We start from the raw sequence: 14,996 nt of genomic DNA, 5'->3' as shown, positions 1-14,996 counted from the left end.
TTCTCCTATAGAGATGATAAATAGATTAGTTGATAAGCTATTTATAACACATAAAAAATGTGCTTGTCACATTTTTTATGTGTTTTTTGTAATTTTATGGTCTGTGTTATACTTCTAATCCAAATAAATTGTATTTATCACCATGCCGTACGAAGAATTTCAAAGACTTATGGGAAAAGCAGGTCTTTCAATTAAGGAATTTGCTACCTTATTGGACATGAACCCAAATTCCATAACTAACTATAAAAAGATCGGAAAAGTACCTACACATATCGCTGTTCTGGTTTATTTGCTTTCTAGCATGAAAGATGAGGGTGTAGACTTTTACCCTATTTTTGAAAAAATTAAGTCGTATTCAAAAGACTAAGACTCTCGTTTTTTGATTGTTTTAAGCTGTTAGTGATGACGTAAAAAATGCCTGAAGTTCAGGCATTTTTTTCGTTTCAGGGACTTATAAACCTCGATAAAACTTTTAAATAAAATTTCGAGTTTTGAGAACCAGAGGGCTTTGTTGCACAAAGATTTCATAACTATATGATTTTAAAAATTTTGATTTTTTTTGATCCAAAATTAAATTTATTTAAATCAGATGCTTACATATTTATGCAACAAAGCCCCTAAAAATTAGAAAATATTCCTAATTAGAGTTTCGATTAAAAGTTTTTAATTTTAATAAGAAAATATATTTTAAATGTCTTTTTTAAAACATCAAATGATGTTATAAAATGGACATTCGCTATTTTAGGACATATATCTCATGAATTTAAATCTTCTTGATGAAGACTCAATGCAACCCTCTGAACCCACGCCCTGCGACTTTTTCAAAGGCGAAGATGCAATCACAAAAGCAAAACTATTAGGATTACCGGATCTTGAGTTAGTAAGACAAGCCATCATGATTGGTGATGCTGAATTTAGGACAAATACTTACTATAACCGCGCTCGCTTTATCGCACGGTGGGGAAAAATTGGAGAGCAACTTGCTTTGCTGCTTCGACAATCTGATCCTGATTGGGTATTCCATAATGACAGTCAGCCAAGAATTGAAAATACAGCGAAGAAAATACAAATTATTTTTATGAGTGGCAACATTGCCTTAGGAATTGCTGACCAAATTGTATCAGCACATTGTAAGAAAGGGTTTATGACCTTAAAAAATATTAAGGAAAACCAGTCCAGTTATGATGATGAGACAAAATTACGGACATGGATCTTATATTTTCCTTCCGCATCTCATCCAGCTTATATCAGTACTGATATCCCGACAATTCCTTTTGAGTTTGCATATCCAACCAGTTTTGTTCAGGATCCAAAAGCTCAAAAAATCTCTATTTTGCCTAGTAACCATACTTGCAGAATCGCCTTCGAAATAGATAATACACTTCCTGTGAAAGCTGATCCTAAGCCAGTATTAGAACCATCTGATGAAATTAAACCTGATGATTTTGATATTCAGCTTGTAATTTAATCTGAGGTTAATGTGTTTAATAAAGATCGTTTACGTATTGCTAAAGAGTTACGCGGCCTTAGCAATACCGATTTCGCAGACAAATTAAATTGCTCTATCTCTAAGGTAAAGCAACTTTTGGATGTGGAAAAAGAAATCAGTGAAAATGATCAAAATGATATATGTCGCGTATTAAATTTACCTAAGTCATTTTTTACAAGTAATGAAATACAACCACATGAAACAGACCAGATCTTTTATAGATCTGTTGCCCGTATCAAGGCACAACATAGAAAAGCTAATGAGGCGTACACACTTTTAGCAATTAGTATTAATAAATACTTGAATCAAAAGGTAATGTTACCTAAGTTTCAGCGCCCAGATTTAGATATCACTGAATTTTTGGGAGAGCCTAAATATGCTGAACATCTAGCATCAGAGCTAAGGGGCTTATGGGCTTTAGGTAGTCAGCCCATTAATAATATAGTTTCATTGTGTGAGCTAAAAGGAATACGTGTTTTTAGATTGCCTACAGAAATCAAAGAAATTGATGCGCTATCTTTTTTTGATGATGAAAGTGGTAGTCCTTTCATATTTCTAAATACATTTAAGTCAGCGGAAAGAGCTCGTTTTGATTGTGCCCATGAACTTGGCCATGTTGTTATGCACACGCATAATAAGAAAATTCGTGTCAAGAAAGATAACCGTGCTCTTGAAACTGAAGCGGATCAATTCTCTTCTGAATTTTTAATGCCAACAGATGCATTTTTTGCGACTGCGCCACGCTATCTTTCACTCGAAAATATGATCGAGTATAAGAAGGTGTGGCGAACGTCTCTAAAATCCATTAACTACAAAGCTCATAAGCTTGGACTAATTAGTGACTGGGTTAATCGTAGTAATTCTATTAAGATTAACTCATTGGGTTACAACATTAATGAACCTGAGGAAACTCACCGTGATGAGAGTCTCATGTTACCCAAGATTATGTCTGTTTTAGCTTCACAAGAAAAATTCGATAAGAATCAAATGCTTGACGAGATTGGAATTTCTGAAAAAGATTTTAATCAGTTAACATTTGATACTTTAGAAAAAGTTGAGCTACCAAAGAAAAAACACAAGTTATATCTAGTCGATTAATTTAAATTGATATTAACTTAATAAAAATGGGAGCTTAAGCTCCCATTTTTATTGATGATTTTTTAATTCTTTTAGCATGGCATCCCGCAAGATTTCATTCATACGTGTCTGATAACCTTTACCTTGTGCTTTGAACCATGCAAGTACGTCAGCGTCTAAACGAATAGATGTTTGTTGCTTCACTGGACGATAGAATTGATTATGACGTACAGCATTACTCCAGTCGGCAACTTCAGGAATATCTGAGAGATCTGGCTGATCGTCAGGAACCGTTCCCTTAGCAAGCAAGCGTTCAATTTCAGCATCTTGCTTGTCGCTGAATTTTTCATTCAGTTCTTTGCGTGAATGTCTAACCATGCTCATATTTATCTCGCTCCGCTTTTGTTACCTGTCTTGCACTAATAATTCTGAACCGTACCGGGTTTGTCGGAGACTTTTTTATTTAAGTTAGGCCACCTGACCTAACGGGTTAATCTTATCATAGTACATTGCTTCAAACTCAAAAGGCGATACATAACCCAGTGCACTGTGTACACGCTTTTTATCGAACCAATCTAAAAAACAGGTCGAGTAATTAGTGGTTTCTCTTTTTCATTCAAACCTAAGCAACCTGTGGATGCAATTACGCATAATAAACCTAAGAAATTGACAGATAAACAGATTCAATTCTTTGCCAACAAGCTAGCTCACCATGATCCATTTGCAAGCAAAAAAGCTGCAGTAGGGGAAAGCTATGCTGATCTAGAGAAAAGGCTTCTGATTGAACTACAAGATGTCGAGTTTGTCAGAAAGTATGCTGGTGTTCTCAAAGAGTTAGGCCTAGAGGTATGATATGCAACTAGATTAGTTGTTATGTAGAACTAATCTAGTTTTGTAATAATTTCAATTTGATTGCAAAGAATTAAGCGGCAGATAACTCATCTGCCAACTGCTCTGCCTGTTCCAAGACAGTCTCTGTTGCAAGCAAAGCCATATCAGGTGGGTAGCCATACTTCTTGAGTAATCGTTTCACAATAACTCTGAGTTTCGCTCTCGCAGATTCCTTAACAGTCCAATCCAAGGTTACATTCTTACGAATCGAGTCTGTGAGGACAACTGCAAGCTCTCTAAGAATATCCTTTTGCATCAACTCTCTAGCACTGTCATTGTCTGCAACTGCTGAATAGAACGCATATTCATATTCAGTCAGGTTGAGTTCCTCTGCCATTTTGTCTGACTCTTGGATTGCCTTAGCCAACTTGATGAGTTCATCAATCACTTCGGCTGCAGTCAGTACCTTGTTCTGATAGCCCTTGATCGCAGAGCTCAGCATCTCCATGAGCTTTTTACCTTGCGTGACACTGCGCTGCTCTCGCATCTTGATCTCATCGCCTAAGAGCTTCTTGAGGGTCTCTAGGGCAATGTTCTTGTGCTTATAGCCTTTCATCTCCTGCATGAACTCATCAGAGAGAATGGAGATGTCTGGCTTCTGGATACCTGCAGCATCAAAGATGTCGACCACCTGTTCAGTCACCAATGCCTGATCAATGGTCTGTTTGACCTTGGCTTCCAGTTCAGCATTGCTCATGCCGGAGACTTTGCCTGAACCATCACTAAACTTGATTAGACGGGCTTTGAGTGCCTGAAAGAAAGCAACTTCAGGGGCAGCTTCCATGGCGGTTGGATGCGGTGTTGCCAGAGCAAAGGCTTGCGACATGGCAGAGACTGCATTGAGGAAGCGGGTCTTGCCTTGCCCTTGGTCGATACCCAGTACATGCTCTTCAGCTTCCAGGATGATGGTCAGCTTGCGCGAGGTATTGGCCGTGAAATATTCCCTGTAATTGAAGCCATGCATGATGCCATCCAGCACTTCCAGCTTCTCTTGCAGGATGGTGACCGCTTCGTCTTGTACTAATGCCGGTTCACCCTTGCCGCCAGCTTCCGAATAGAAGGCGAGGGCTTCTTTCAGGTCGGAGGCAATGCCGAGATAGTCCACCACCAGCCCACCGATCTTGTCTTTGTAGACACGGTTGACGCGGGCAATGGCTTGCATGAGGTTATGACCTTTCATTGGCTTGTCGATGTAGAGCGTGTGCATACTCGGTGCATCGAAACCAGTCAGCCACATATCACGAACAATCACGAGCTTCAGCTTGTCATCATTGTCCTTCATGCGATTGGCCAGAATTTGACGCTGCTGCTTGGTCGTATGGTGCTTGGCAATTTCTTCACCATCCGAAGCAGATGAGGTCATCACCACCTTGATTACACCATCATGCAAGTCATCGCTGTGCCATTCTGGTTTGATTGCTACAATCTCGTTGTAGAGGTCTACCGCAATCCTACGAGACATGCTGACAATCATGCCTTTACCTTGGTTTGCATTGGCTTTTAGACGCTGCTCAAAGTGTTCTACGATGTCTTTGGCAATGGTTTTGATACGCTCTTTACTACCAATAAGTCCTTCGACTCTTGCCCACTTCGCTCGCTCTTTTTGTGTCTGGTTTAGATCGTCTTCGGTGAATTGGTCGTCAAAGTCCTCAATCAGTTCTTTGCCTTCCTCACTGATGGCAATCTTGGCCAACCGGCTTTCATAGAAAATCCGAACCGTTGCACCATCTTCAACTGCTTGTGAGATGTCATAGATGTCCACATAGTTACCAAAGACTGCAGGCGTGTTGACGTCAGTCTTCTCAATAGGTGTTCCTGTGAAGCCAAGGTAAGTGGCATTCGGTAAAGCATCACGCATGTACTTGGCAAAACCATAGACTGTCCGCTTACCGACAACCTTGCCATTCTCGTCTTTGACATCGACCTCTTTTGCATTGAAGCCATACTGAGAACGATGTGCTTCGTCTGCTATTACGACAATATTGGTTCGGTCTGAGAGTTGCTCATAGACACTGCCACCATCATCAGGTTGGAACTTCTGGATAGTGGTGAAGATCACCCCACCTGAACCCACCTTCAGCAGTTCTTTGAGCTCATCTCTATTCTCTGCTTGCTTCGGTGTTTGTCTGAGTAGTTGGCTTGATGCTGCAAAGGTTCCAAACAGTTGGTCATCTAAGTCATTACGGTCTGTAATCACAACAACAGTTGGATTATCCAAAGCCAAGACAATCTTACCTGTATAGAAAACCATGGACAGAGACTTGCCTGAGCCTTGTGTATGCCAAACAACACCTGCCTTCTTGTCACCTACTGCTTGTTGTTGCACAAGTTCGAGCTTGCTTCTACCTTGATGCTGCATTGCGACTTCTGCAGATTTCGAGTCCGAGTTCACTGCAGATGCACGAATAGTAGAGAGGACTGCTGCATTCACTGCATAGTACTGATGATATGCAGCCATCTTTTTGATGGTTTTAATGGTGATCAAGCCATTGGCATCTTCTTGTTTGTTGGATTCAAACACAATGAAGTGCCTAATCATGTCCAGTAAGGTGACTGGATTGAGCAAACCATGAATTAAGACTTCTAGCTGTGCCTGCGTATTCTTTGCTTTGGTTTGACCATTAGAAGTCTTCCACGCCATGTAACGACTCAGGTCTGCTGAGACAGTCCCTGCTTTCGCCTCTAAACCATCAGAGATGACGTTAAAGGCATTGTAGGTGAACAGACTAGGGATTTGGCTTTGATAAGTCTGGATCTGCTTATATGCGCCATCTACAGTAGCATTTTCATCAGTAGCGTTCTTGAGTTCAATGACTACCAATGGTAAGCCATTCACATACAGGATCAGGTCTGGTCGTCTTGTCCAACGATCTTCTTTGATGGTGACTTGGTTGATGACTAGAAACTCGTTATTGGTTGGGTTGTCGAAGTCGATCAGCCAAGCATATTCACCTTGAGTGTTGCCATCTTTACTGACTTCAATGTTTACCCCTTCGGTCAACAAGCGATGAAATGCTTGGTTGTTACTGAGCATATCAGGGGAGTGCAGATTGGTGACTTGCTTCAGTGCTTCAAGGCATTTGTCTTCGCTCAAATGAGGATTTAGACGTTGTAATGCTTCAAGCACTTTGGCTTCTAAGATGACCTGCTTATAGCTTCGCAGAGGATTGCTTCCCTTGGATTCAATCTCAGGACCATACACATAGGTATAGCCCATTCCCTCCAGTTGCTCTATCGCCATCAGCTCAATATCTGATTCGGTCATCTTAGTCACTTGATTACTTCCCCCTAAACTTGTCCATATAACCTGGACTCATTAATTGTTATCTGATGTAAAGCTGAGAAACCTTATTCATCGTCCTGCACGTTATAGCCATACTTCTGCACAGCTTTATCAATAGAGCCCTCAAACTTATGGCAAGCATAGAGATAGAGTTCAGCATCAACCATCAGTACTCCAGGAACACCTAAACCATCATTGAGTGGAATCAGAGTCTTTTGTGAACCTATCTGAACTGTTGGTCGTTGGTATGAGCAACTCACAGTGACTTTATGTGGAGATCTGTTCCAGTCAATTTTCTTGGCTTCCCACTCACGACTACCGCCCAGCAAGGTGACTTGAATCTTGGATTCTGTCGCAGTCTTGTTCAGTTGTTTGTAAGAGACAAACTTAGCCACTGAGCAAGGAGAGTGATAACAGGTTTCTATGACTTTACCTTTTTGTATGCCGCTATGATTGAATTTAGCCGGTGCTGCTTGAACGGTTGCAGCAAAGCTAACTACAGCAATCAAGCCAAATCCCATTTGAATCATGCGCTTTATCATTCTGTTTTTCCTCTTTGTTCTCTTTTACTTAATCCATCGGCACAGCGATTTTGTGAATTTTCCAACTCAAGCCATCACGAACCATGAATACTTTGACGTCTTTGGATTGGTCTTGGTCTTTAATGACCACCTCAAAGTCATTCATTGAGGTATAGCCCGCTTCATATTCTGGCTTAGGTTCTTCATTTTCTTGGTTTGATGAATCTTGCCCACCCATTGACTGCTGTGCTGATTGCTTTAGGTCTTTGCCTTGTAGCATTAGAGTCATCCCTTCAGGTGTGACAAAGCCATCAATCATCTTATCGACCATGGTAGAAGCAATCATTGCACCTAATGCTGCAAAGCCATCATTGTCTTGATTCATCAGCTCTTTAGCCATCTTGGCATTCATTTGGTCTTTGAAGCTCTGACGAACACTTGGATAGTCGATGTACTTCGACACAGTTTCGCTGTCACCTGCCTGTGCTGCTTTCTTAATGCTATTGATGGCAAGGTATGGTGAAGCATACAAATAGCCACAGATCACGACTACGATTGCTATTAAAACCCCTATCAACTTCTTATTCATGTTTACCCCTGAATGTAAAAAAGATGAAGCCATCAAATGACTTCACCTCAATGTTATGCAACTTCTTCTGTTTGGTATTGGACTCTGACTTCACCACTCATGAGTTTTGGTAGAAGCGTGTCTCTTAGGTTTTCTAGTGTTTGGATTTGCTTTGCATTTAGCTTAATTTTGCTAAACCAATTGATACAGTAGCCATTGAATCTCTTTAACAGAGACTCAGGTGGGCAAACAAATGGAAGTTCCCTAAAACTTGCTTTGGAAATTTCTTGAAACACTGAACCATTACCTGAATTTTTGATCAACTCCATATTGGCTTTACACCACAAGTACATGAACTCATTGCTGTACAAATCATGCTTAAGAATTGCAATATATCCTTGGTTTACAGCAACCTCTATGTCAGTTAATGCTAAATAGCCAATAGGAGCACGAGATGACATGAGCAATGTACCAACTGGTAATAACCCGGAGCTGACCTTTGTTAAGCCTAATTCAGTAATTGTTCGCTCAGTTGAAAACATATACAAAGACTTAGCAGTTGAAAGGTCTCGAGGTGATGTCCATGCAATACTACCATCCCAATAGCTTGGCTCTTTAGTACTAGGTGTTCCACCGCCCTTAATGGTAAAGATGTCACCTATCGTTTTCTCTTCCCAATCCTCTTTCGCTTCCTCAATAAACCATTGACGAAACAGTGTTTCAGCCATGGCTTCCAAGGTCTTGTTCTGACGATGCAGTAGGTCAATCTTGTCATCTAATGATGAGAGGACTGAGGCTATGGCTTTTTGTACTGGGAGAGGGGGCAGAGGTATTAGTAGATTCTTAACTACTCCCAAGTTAATTAGTGGAACTGAAGAACCCGTATTCCGCTGTTCAATGACCTCTTGCATCAAATCGCTTGCTAACCAGTAGTAAACAAATTGAGGAGTCACTTTTTCCTGATTAAGCCTTAGTCGAATCTGCTTATTAGAAATGATGTAACGAGGATAATCTTGGTTATCTGAAAGAAGACCAATTTGTCCAAGTGTTCCTACAGCAGTAAAAATGATGTCGTCTGCTTGAGCCCATGTACCTAATTCATCTGCCTTTTCAGGACTTACGAATACAAATCCATTCTCTTTGAACCTTGTAAATACATCCAAAGACAGATTATTCCCTCTAATTACAGGAACACCTGTTGGTGTGAAATACTTTGCACTAATGTTTGATCCAAATGGTCCTGATATTAGTGCTTTCTTTTCATCGGATTTAATTTGATCTAATGCTACGACTTCCCAATCGTTAGGTACATTCAATCCATAGACTGAACTCATACAATCACCTTTGCCAAGTTCTCAGCAATCGCTTGATTGAGCTTCGCTTCCTCTGCAAGCTGTGCCTTAAACTCTGCCTTTAAGCTCGTAAAGCGTTCCTTAAAGTCGAACTCATCTTCATCATCCGCTAAACCAACATAACGACCTGGGGTGAGTACATAGTCAAGCTCAGCCACTTTCTCAAGCGGTACAGATGCACAGAAGCCTGCAACATCCTCATACTCACCGTCTTGGTTACGCCAATTGTGGTAAGTGTCCGTGATCAGCTTAATGTCTTCATCAGACAGGACTTTGGTTCTGCGGTTAATGAGATGCCCTAAGTTACGAGCATCAATGAACAGAATCTCATTGCTGCGGTCTTTGTACTTAGTTGAACCCACACGATCACGACGCATAAACCATAAAGCAGCAGGAATCTGTGTGTTCAGGAACAGCTTGGCAGGTAGGTTCACAATACAGTCAATGACATTGGCTTCAGAAACCAAGGCTTTACGAATCTCACCCTCACCACTGGTCTTAGAAGTAAGCGCACCTTTCGCAAGGACTACACCTGCCTGACCTTTAGGACTCATGTGATACAAGAAGTGTTGCATCCATGCGAAGTTGGCATTACCTGCAGGTGGTGTTCCCAATGACCAACGAGCATCACCAACCAACTGTTCACCACTCCAGTCAGAGACGTTGAATGGTGGGTTGGCAATGATGTAATCGGCTTTTAGATCTTTGTGTGCGTCATTCAGGAATGAACCCTCAGAGTTCCATTTCACATGCTCTGAGTTAATGCCACGAATTGCCAGGTTCATCTTGGCCAAACGCCAAGTGGTCTGGTTACTTTCTTGACCATAGATGGAAATGTCATCTACCAAGCCCTGATGTGATTCTACGAACTTCTCAGACTGAACGAACATACCACCCGAACCACAGCAAGGATCGAATACACGTCCTTTGTATGGTTCAAGCATATTTACCAATAGGCTCACAATGGATTTAGGCGTGTAGAACTGCCCACCTTGCTTGCCTTCAGCTAAAGCGAACTCACCCAGGAAGTATTCAAATACGTGCCCTAGAACGTCAGCAGAGCGCGATTTCGCATCACCTAGGGCAATGTTACCAATCAGGTCAATCAGCTCTCCTAGGCTCGTAGGATCGAGATTCTGACGTGCATAGACTTTAGGAAGTACACCCTTTAATTGAGGGTTGTCATTCTCGATGGCTTCCATTGCATCATCGACGAGCTTGCCAATGTTAGGCTGTTTGGCTTGGTTTAACAGGTAAGACCAACGTGCATTCTCTGGTACGAAGAATACGTTGTATGCCGTGTATTCATCACGATCTTCAGGATCTGCTCCATCAAACTCACCTTCACCTGAAACCAGTAAATTGTAGTGCGCTTCAAAAGTGTCGCTGATGTATTTGAGGAAGATCAAACCAAGGACTACATGCTTGTACTCTGCAGCATCAATGTTCTTGCGAAGTTTGTCTGCAGTCTTCCATAACACAACCTCTAAGGGTTCTTGTTTTGTTTGCTTTGGAGCACGAGCCATAAAATCAACCTGTAATGAATAGCTTATCTAGTTTTAATTAGATGAATAGTAACCAATATTGAGTACGTGTGTAACCATTCATCGTAATTTCATTGTCTTCGATTAAGCTCATCCCATATCATTTGATTATGTTACATATTCAAATGTTGGGGAGTGAATTGTATGGTTGGACAACGTGGAGGTAGTAGAGACGGTGCCGGAAGAAAGTCTTTGTACGACGAACCAACAAAGGTTGTACGTGTGCCGGAATCTCGTGTCATTGAGATTAAGAACTACTTGGCCAAATCCAATGAAGCCAGATTCAATGATGTCGCTTCAATCACTCTTGTAGATCCATCTATCTCCATGCATATTCCCTTGGCTTCAGAAAAGATTGCGGCTGGCTTCCCTTCTCCTGCTCAGGATTACATAGACAAAACCTTGGATATGAATGAACACCTCATCAAAAACGAGGCTGCAACCTTCATTGTGAAGGTCGCATCGCTTTCGATGAGAGATGCGGGTATCGACATTGACGATGAACTGGTTGTAGACCGCAGCATTGAAGCCAAGCATGAAGACATCGTAATTGCACTAATAGACAACGAGTTCACTGTAAAACGCCTCATGATCGAAGGTGATGATAATCGTTGGCTTAAAGCAGAGAACCCTGAGTATTCCGACATTCATCTGCAAGATGGGCAGGAAATGCTAATTTGGGGTGTAGTGACTTTTGTCATCAAGCCATTCAGAAAGCGTTAATACTTGATTGGTTTCATGCTCATGCAAGTAGCTCACCAGAAGATCTATGCACTTGTAGACATCAATAATTGCTATGTCAGTTGTGAACGTGTCTTCAACCCTAGTCTGAACAAAAAGCCTGTCATTGTGCTATCCAACAATGATGGCTGTGCTGTGGCACGTTCCCAAGAAGCCAAAGACTTGGGCATCAAGATGGGTGTTCCTCTCTTCCAGATTAAGGACATCGTCGAACAGCATCAGGTACAGGTGCTATCGAGCAACTATGCACTGTATGCAGAGATGTCTCGCAGATTCATGAAAATCCTAGCCGATTTTGTATCTCCCAAAGAGCAAGAGATTTACTCTATTGATGAGTGCTTTCTGGATCTGACAGCTCATGCAGGGAATTACGACTTGACTGAATATGCTCATCAGATTCGTCAGCGTTTGTTTTCTTGGCTTGGTTTACCTGTATGTATTGGCATAGGACGCTCAAAGACAGAAGCGAAACTCGCAAACCATATTGCCAAGAAGAACGATTACTTCAATGGCGTATGCAACTTGGTTTCAATGGATCCATGCTCAGCCGAGAGCGTCTATCAAGCAATTGATGTAAGTGAAGTATGGGGCATTGGTCGAAAGTATACGAAGAAGCTCAACAGCTTGGGGATTCATTCAGTGATGGATTTTGTCTTGGCTTCCCCTCTGATGATCCGAGATCAATTCTCTGTAGTGATGCACAGAACCTTATTGGAACTCCATGGAATTGCTTGCATTGAATTGGAACATACGCCACCTGCAAAGAAGCAGATCATTGCGAGTCGTTCTTTTGGTCAACGCATCTACCACATTGATGATCTTAAAGAAGCCATTTCCTTGTATGTTATGGATGCGGTTAGCAGACTGAGAGATGATAATTTGTTGTGTGGTTGTCTGATTGGTTTCGTTCAATCAAACCCATTTGATAGCTCAAAGCCCTTCTACAACAAGTCTTTATCATTAGCTTTACCAGAACCTACCGACAACTTATTAGTGCTCTCTAAACTCGCTACAACGATGATTGATGGCCTGTATGCAAATGATATAGCATTCAAGAAATGCGGCGTGATTCTGACGTGTCTCGAACCAAAGGAAAACCATGTGTATGACATGTTCACTGATATGAAACACATCGAAGTCAGCAATGCCTTGATGGATTCCCTTGAAGCGATTCATCTTAAGTATGGCAAAACCAAGATTGCCTTGGGCGCGAGTTTAATGCCGAACAGAACATGGAATATGTCACGAGATCGGCTAACACAGAACTACTTTAAGTGGGATCAACTGCTTTGTATAAAGTGATTGTCCTGCATATAAATTGATTTCGTTTTGGTTTTACAATAGTTGTATATTGATTTCAAAATAGTTGAAATTCACAACTACTTAACTGAAGTGCAAAATCAACAACTACTTGAACATCGATTCTCATCCAAGTTGGACACTTTAATAATCCTGTTGATAAATCATAAAAGCCCAACGCTTGTGTGTTGGGCTTTATCAAATCAATTGCAAGAGCTTATCCCTAAAACTGTCGTATGACAGCCGTAATGATCATACCAGTCCCTATAGCAACGAGAGGTTTTTTTGCTATTTTTTAATTTTAACTTTTTGAGGTTTAGGCTCTTTATAATAGAACAGGAAGCCTGGCTCAAAGCTGTAACTTACAACAGCAGCATCACACTCATCTTCTGGCAATACCTCTATATCATAGATATCGGACATGCCGTGATTTTTCTGCATATAAGCAGCAGCTTGTTTATCAGTTAATTTCTTTTTAGAAACCAATAATTCTTCGTTCCACTCTCCAAGCAAGCCTTGTGAATTAAAATAATAACAGATTTCGCCAGGTGCTTTCGTTTTTGGATATTGGGCGTTTGCTGTTGTAGTAAGACCGATTAAACCAAACCCCAGAATCACCGCAATATTTTTCATTAACTTCTTCATTTTAAATTAAATAATTATTAACATTTATATTTAATATATATCTAGAACATGGCATAAGTCAATAAGTATATGTTTTAATAAACAAAAATTAAAAAATCCCGCTCTGACGTTTGTCAAGCGGGCTTTAGATTTGGCGGTACGCAGTTATAAGATGTTACAGCATCGAATAACGAAGATCATAAGGTTTGATGTTAGCGGCAGTGTAAAAATGCCCTACTTGGTTAATATAGCGGTCATTTTGGACTGCTCAACATGTTAACTTTGGAGCAATTGCGGAAACTGCTGCCCAATTCGATGGATAATCTTTTTCAGATTCAATCACAAGTTGAACCGCTCTTTCTCTGATTTCGGGGGTATAGTTTAGTTTTTTCATCGGAATAGTCTCTCAGAATATTGACTCTCCGACAAACCAGGTAAGGTTCAAAGGATACAAACCGAATACGCTCAAAAGCTTCCTAGTGATACTTTTGAGGCCTTTGGAGCTGCACTTGCTGATATGCTTTTACAAGAAAATTTTTTCAAGAAAGTTTATCCGATACTCTTAGAGAATGGCTTTCAACCACCAAAAAAAACAGCTCTTTAAGGGCTGTTTTTTTATCTGTTTTGATCTCTTCGATCCTAGCCACAATAATGGATGCTAAGAAGAGAAAGGGGATGTATCCTAACTATTCAACTGAGCTAATCAAACTTGTGAAACATTGTTTAAATATTAGGCGTGGAACATGAAAAATCAACAAAAAAGCCCAACTGAGCACAGTTGGGCTTTTTACTATACGATAAGACTATGATTTATATGAAATAAAAATTTGCATTACATATAAGGTGTATTATGTTAATTTAGTTTTTCTAATTTAATCGATCTTTTGACCCATCTTTAATTCTTCAAGACCCGCCATACAACCAATATATGATTTTTGTTGATTTTCATAGAATTTATTAAAATCATCCAAACTAGAATCATCATCAAGATTGTTTTTTTTCACCCATTCTTTATAAGAAGAAAAATTCTGAATCACAAAATCTAATAAATTTATTCTAGTTTTGGTTAAGTCACACCACTTACTTTTAGATTCTATTTTTTCTGACAATGGAATTTTTTTATCATCATAATCCTTCGAATAGATCATATTATTAATTACGGCTTTATTGAGTTCACCATTTAAATTTTGATACTGTTTATCAAATTCTTCACTAGATAAAGCAAAACAACTACAACTAACGAATAACAGTATAAAGCTTAGTAATTTCATTATATTAAATGCCCTAAATTTTCATTTATTATAAAAGAAATTTCAACAAAGTCTTAGTCTATTTAACATAATGGGCGTTATACGAATAACAGAGATCTACCAGCTCTCGTTTTTTGTTATGGAAACTGCTAAAATTCAAATACGCCATTGACGTATAAAGAGTCCATGTTATTTATTGAAACCAGCATCTTTACCAAGCAAATTAAAGACCTTGTATCTGATGAGGAATATCGTCAACTTCAGCAAGATCTTTTGGTACAGCCTGATAGAGGTGACCTAATCAAGAATGGCGGTGGTATTCGCAAAGTACGTTGTGCTCAAGGTAACAAAGGGAAA

Annotated in this window: 13 protein-coding genes and 2 pseudogenes; 6 read left to right on the top strand and 9 right to left on the bottom strand. The window is 40.2% G+C overall.

Going from position 1 to position 14,996, the window contains the following annotated elements; genetic code table 11:
- Window positions 1-142 precede the first annotated feature (142 nt).
- The 3 genes from HX743_RS13580 (at window position 143) to HX743_RS13570 (ending at window position 2,587) form a co-directional block, all read left to right on the top strand.
- Entirely contained in the window at window positions 143-367 is a 225-nt protein-coding gene (locus HX743_RS13580; protein WP_004676219.1) for a helix-turn-helix transcriptional regulator, read from the top strand.
- 390 nt (window positions 368-757) lie between these two features.
- Window positions 758-1,468: a hypothetical protein gene (locus HX743_RS13575; protein WP_178319482.1), complete on the top strand. Its 711-nt coding sequence runs from the start codon at window positions 758-760 to the stop codon at window positions 1,466-1,468.
- 12 nt (window positions 1,469-1,480) lie between these two features.
- Window positions 1,481-2,587: an ImmA/IrrE family metallo-endopeptidase gene (locus tag HX743_RS13570; RefSeq protein ID WP_178319481.1), complete on the top strand. Its 1,107-nt coding sequence runs from the start codon at window positions 1,481-1,483 to the stop codon at window positions 2,585-2,587.
- Between the two features lie 48 nt (window positions 2,588-2,635).
- Here HX743_RS13570 and HX743_RS13565 read toward each other — a convergent pair whose 3' ends face one another.
- Entirely contained in the window at window positions 2,636-2,950 is a 315-nt protein-coding gene (locus tag HX743_RS13565; RefSeq protein WP_178319480.1) for a BrnA antitoxin family protein, read from the bottom strand.
- Between the two features lie 195 nt (window positions 2,951-3,145).
- Here HX743_RS13565 and HX743_RS13560 point away from each other — a divergent pair.
- A pseudogene (locus HX743_RS13560) lies at window positions 3,146-3,418 on the top strand (hypothetical protein); the annotation flags it as partial.
- A gap of 70 nt (window positions 3,419-3,488) precedes the next feature.
- Here HX743_RS13560 and HX743_RS13555 read toward each other — a convergent pair.
- The 5 genes from HX743_RS13555 to HX743_RS13535 form a co-directional block, all read right to left on the bottom strand.
- Window positions 3,489-6,722, bottom strand: coding sequence for a type I restriction endonuclease subunit R (locus HX743_RS13555; RefSeq protein WP_214129023.1), 3,234 nt, complete (start codon window positions 6,720-6,722; stop codon window positions 3,489-3,491).
- An 83-nt stretch (window positions 6,723-6,805) separates the two neighbouring features.
- Window positions 6,806-7,282, bottom strand: a complete 477-nt coding sequence (locus HX743_RS13550; protein ID WP_178319478.1) for a hypothetical protein — start codon at window positions 7,280-7,282, stop codon at window positions 6,806-6,808.
- 28 nt (window positions 7,283-7,310) lie between these two features.
- The gene (locus HX743_RS13545) at window positions 7,311-7,850 is read right to left on the bottom strand and encodes a DUF2939 domain-containing protein (protein WP_178319477.1); all 540 of its coding nucleotides are present in this window, start codon (window positions 7,848-7,850) and stop codon (window positions 7,311-7,313) included.
- A 53-nt stretch (window positions 7,851-7,903) separates the two neighbouring features.
- Window positions 7,904-9,163 carry a restriction endonuclease subunit S gene (locus HX743_RS13540; protein ID WP_178319476.1) on the bottom strand — a complete coding sequence of 420 codons (1,260 nt, stop codon included), beginning with the start codon at window positions 9,161-9,163 and terminating at the stop codon, window positions 7,904-7,906.
- On the bottom strand, window positions 9,160-10,707 hold the full coding sequence (locus tag HX743_RS13535) for a class I SAM-dependent DNA methyltransferase (protein WP_178319475.1): 1,548 nt from the start codon (window positions 10,705-10,707) through the stop codon (window positions 9,160-9,162). The genes HX743_RS13540 and HX743_RS13535 overlap by 4 nt, the downstream gene beginning before the upstream one ends.
- Before the next feature lie 162 nt (window positions 10,708-10,869).
- Here HX743_RS13535 and HX743_RS13530 point away from each other — a divergent pair, with 162 nt between their 5' ends.
- Together HX743_RS13530 and HX743_RS13525 are read left to right on the top strand one after the other, a co-directional pair.
- On the top strand, window positions 10,870-11,448 hold the full coding sequence (locus HX743_RS13530) for a LexA family transcriptional regulator (protein WP_178319474.1): 579 nt from the start codon (window positions 10,870-10,872) through the stop codon (window positions 11,446-11,448).
- Between the two features lie 15 nt (window positions 11,449-11,463).
- Window positions 11,464-12,768 carry a Y-family DNA polymerase gene (locus HX743_RS13525; protein ID WP_178319473.1) on the top strand — a complete coding sequence of 435 codons (1,305 nt, stop codon included), beginning with the start codon at window positions 11,464-11,466 and terminating at the stop codon, window positions 12,766-12,768.
- Window positions 12,769-13,053: 285 nt separating this feature from the next.
- Here HX743_RS13525 and HX743_RS13520 read toward each other — a convergent pair whose 3' ends face one another.
- The 3 genes and pseudogenes from HX743_RS13520 to HX743_RS13510 all read right to left on the bottom strand — a co-directional run bounded on the left by HX743_RS13520 (window position 13,054) and on the right by HX743_RS13510 (window position 14,660).
- Window positions 13,054-13,398, bottom strand: a complete 345-nt coding sequence (locus HX743_RS13520) for a hypothetical protein (protein ID WP_004871193.1) — start codon at window positions 13,396-13,398, stop codon at window positions 13,054-13,056.
- Between the two features lie 262 nt (window positions 13,399-13,660).
- Window positions 13,661-13,783 (bottom strand): annotated as a pseudogene (locus HX743_RS13515) (IS3 family transposase); the annotation flags it as partial.
- Window positions 13,784-14,261: 478 nt separating this feature from the next.
- Window positions 14,262-14,660, bottom strand: a complete 399-nt coding sequence (locus HX743_RS13510; protein WP_026438543.1) for a hypothetical protein — start codon at window positions 14,658-14,660, stop codon at window positions 14,262-14,264.
- Window positions 14,661-14,996: the final 336 nt, after the last annotated feature.

It is taken from the genome of Acinetobacter sp. Swhac1 (assembly GCF_013390985.1).
GTDB classification, from domain to species: Bacteria; Pseudomonadota; Gammaproteobacteria; order Pseudomonadales; family Moraxellaceae; genus Acinetobacter; species Acinetobacter towneri.
The sequence above is the reverse complement of the archived record's forward strand: the minus strand, read 5'-3'. Positions and strand labels throughout refer to the sequence as shown.

Excerpts from the sequence above, each read along its gene's own strand:
- HX743_RS13580 (WP_004676219.1), top strand. The coding sequence starts at position 143 with ATGCCGTACGAAGAATTTCAAAGACTTATGGGAAAAGCAGGTCTTTCA.
- HX743_RS13575 (WP_178319482.1), top strand. The coding sequence starts at position 758 with ATGAATTTAAATCTTCTTGATGAAGACTCAATGCAACCCTCTGAACCC.
- HX743_RS13565 (WP_178319480.1), bottom strand. The coding sequence starts at position 2,950 with ATGAGCATGGTTAGACATTCACGCAAAGAACTGAATGAAAAATTCAGC.
- HX743_RS13555 (WP_214129023.1), bottom strand. The coding sequence starts at position 6,722 with ATGACCGAATCAGATATTGAGCTGATGGCGATAGAGCAACTGGAGGGA.
- HX743_RS13550 (WP_178319478.1), bottom strand. The coding sequence starts at position 7,282 with ATGATAAAGCGCATGATTCAAATGGGATTTGGCTTGATTGCTGTAGTT.
- HX743_RS13545 (WP_178319477.1), bottom strand. The coding sequence starts at position 7,850 with ATGAATAAGAAGTTGATAGGGGTTTTAATAGCAATCGTAGTCGTGATC.
- HX743_RS13540 (WP_178319476.1), bottom strand. The coding sequence starts at position 9,163 with ATGAGTTCAGTCTATGGATTGAATGTACCTAACGATTGGGAAGTCGTA.
- HX743_RS13535 (WP_178319475.1), bottom strand. The coding sequence starts at position 10,707 with ATGGCTCGTGCTCCAAAGCAAACAAAACAAGAACCCTTAGAGGTTGTG.
- HX743_RS13530 (WP_178319474.1), top strand. The coding sequence starts at position 10,870 with ATGGTTGGACAACGTGGAGGTAGTAGAGACGGTGCCGGAAGAAAGTCT.
- HX743_RS13525 (WP_178319473.1), top strand. The coding sequence starts at position 11,464 with ATGCTCATGCAAGTAGCTCACCAGAAGATCTATGCACTTGTAGACATC.
- HX743_RS13520 (WP_004871193.1), bottom strand. The coding sequence starts at position 13,398 with ATGAAAAATATTGCGGTGATTCTGGGGTTTGGTTTAATCGGTCTTACT.
- HX743_RS13510 (WP_026438543.1), bottom strand. The coding sequence starts at position 14,660 with ATGAAATTACTAAGCTTTATACTGTTATTCGTTAGTTGTAGTTGTTTT.